Below are 1,903 nucleotides of genomic sequence, written 5' to 3'. Positions count from 1 at the left end.
TGGTTAAGCCGCTTCCTGCTCCTTTTTCCCTTCAAATTTTTCGATTTCCTGATGTAAAAACCGATGATATTTCATGATGTTCCGCCCTATGGCATACAGCATGAACTCTTTATATACTTTCTCTTTCGAACGGTAGTTAAAACGACGGAAGTTTTCGTTCTCTTTGATATCTCCAAAGTGACCCTCTGTCTGGATCGACCGTGTCTGACGTTTCAGGATCCCTTCTTCACTCTGGATATTCGTGTTGGACTCCTCCCTCAGTTCTTCCCAGCGTTCATTGATCTTCATGACCTTGTTCTGGTCCGGATTCTTTTCGGGATTGTATTTATAAAGACATTTCGATTTATATTCACATTCACTGCAGTCCGCACAGCCGTATACCTCTATTGTCTGTGTGTAGCCGTCCTGTTCTCTGCTTTCTGTCCGGATATGGCGCAGCTCTCTTCCGTCATGGCAGATATAATAGTGCTCATCCTCAAAAACGGAATATGTCATGTTGTAATATTTCCCGATGTCTTCTTTGTATGCCTGTGTCTTCCTCTTCTCATGGTCCTACAGCTTGATGAAGCTGCGGATTCCATTCTCTTTCAGATACAGCAGATTCTTTTCGCTGCAGTAGCCACTGTCGGCAGTTACTGCTTCCAGCTTATCCCCAAACGCTTTCCTGTGTTTTTCCAGAACTGGGATCAGCGTGTTGTAGTCTGTCCGGTCATTGCTTACATATCCGTGGACAATAAAGTAATTTTCTACTGCGATCTGGACGTTATAGGCAGGTTTTAACTGCCCGTTCATCATATGGTCCTCTTTCATCCGCATGAATGTCGCTTCCAGATCTGTCTTAGAATAGCTGTTGCGGTCTTTCCCCATAATCTTAAAGCATTCTTTATACTCCATCAGACGCTTTCCGCATTTTTCCAGTTCCTCATAAAGTTTCTGGATCTCCGGCTTGCGCATTCCCTTCCCGAAAACAAACTCAATCCCTTCCCCCTCTGCAATCCGCATCAGGTTCTTCTGCAGTTTCCGGATTTCAAGCGGGGAACAGTGATCGATTTCAATTATGGTATTATTGGGGATTTTCTTATGCTTTGTCAGTTTCCGCTCCCTGTTCTTTTTGATGATCTTCCTGATTTTGTCCATCCCCTCGATCACAAACATATGGGCATCCCCAAGGTCGTATTTCGGACCATACCCATTGTCCAGCAGGAAAGCGTTGTACTTTGTATAAAGGGCATCGATCGTATCCAGCAGGCCTGCAAGGTGGTAATTCAGGCTGCCCCGCCAGACAAAGGTATATCTGTTGGCATTTGCCTCCAGTTTCGTTCCATCGATATAAAGTTCTTTCAGTGTAAGAAACCCTTCTTTTTCCAGGCGGCGCATGAACTGGTAATTCAATTCATCCAGGACTTCCCCTGTGAGCTTTTTGCCTTTAAAATCGTAAAAAACATCCCTTTGAGGCTTCTGCCCTTTCGTCAGCCAGATAAAAGCAAGGTCTCTCTGGCACAGATCAACAATCCGGTCAACGGCCCGGACTCCGCGCATGTTTGCGTAGGTAACGACAGCATACAGCATGATTGGGTTAAACCCGGTTCTTCCCTTGTTTGGATAACAGGCCAGCAGGCCTGAAAAATCTAATTCCTCCATCACTTTTTTCAGGGTATAGACTGGATCGTCATCGGGTAGACTCAATTCGAAGAAACTGAAGTTAATTTTCTGTTGCCCAATTTCAAAAAAGTCGTTATAATAATCTTGTTTTTGCATAGTTCCATTATAACATGGAACGGAGAGAAAGATGGTTGTCGTTAGCCATCTTTTTCTCTTTTTACAGGATAAATTTCAGGGGCAGTTGTGACTCATGCGAGTCACAACTGCCCCTGTTTTGGACTATCTATTTCCCGACAGCCCC

The 1,903-nt window shown here is 44.5% G+C and carries 1 pseudogene; it reads right to left on the bottom strand.

The window, feature by feature from the left end:
* Positions 1 to 3: 3 nt before the first annotated feature.
* Positions 4 to 1,758, bottom strand: a pseudogene (locus B5G27_RS15725) (IS1182 family transposase).
* Positions 1,759 to 1,903: the final 145 nt, after the last annotated feature.

Origin of the sequence: Lachnoclostridium sp. An76, assembly GCF_002161355.1 — a bacterium.
GTDB lineage: Bacteria > Bacillota > Clostridia > Lachnospirales > Lachnospiraceae > Mediterraneibacter > Mediterraneibacter caccavium.
Note: the sequence above shows the minus strand (reverse complement) of the source record. Positions and strands in the feature narration are given on the sequence as shown.